Genomic DNA, 461 nt, shown 5'->3' on the forward strand with positions numbered 1-461 from the left:
GCTGACGGGCTCGGGCACAGGCAGCTACGGCACGGTGGCACTCAATGCCGATGGCACGTACACCTACACGCTGAACAACGCCAATACCACGGTGCAGCAGCTCGCTCCAGGAGAGACGCTGCAAGAGGTCTATACCTACCGCCTCACGGATAAGGACGGAGACACCTCGACGGCGACGCTGACGATCACCATCACCGGTGCGGAAGACCTGCCAGTGGCGGTGGCCGACACCGCCACGATCGGCGAAGAAACGCCGACGGTGACGGGCGGTGTCAAGACCAACGACACGAATGGTGACGGCACGCCTGCGCAGAACACGACGGCGCTGCAAGGCTCGCCCACGGGCAGCTTCGGCACCGTGGCTCTGAACCCGGACGGCACATACACGTACACGCTGAACAACGCCAATCCGACGGTGCAGCAACTGGCTCCTGGAGAGACGCTGGCGGAGACGTACACGT

At 64.0% G+C, this 461-nt stretch carries 1 protein-coding gene; it reads left to right on the forward strand.

What is annotated here, in order from left to right; all coding sequences use genetic code 11:
* The coding region (locus tag ACLIJ1_RS23315) for a VCBS domain-containing protein (RefSeq protein ID WP_411367969.1) at nucleotides 1–461 on the forward strand (461 nt) is incomplete at both ends.

Origin of the sequence: Hydrogenophaga sp. RWCD_12, from assembly GCF_046604225.1 — a bacterium.
GTDB lineage: Bacteria > Pseudomonadota > Gammaproteobacteria > Burkholderiales > Burkholderiaceae_C > Hydrogenophaga.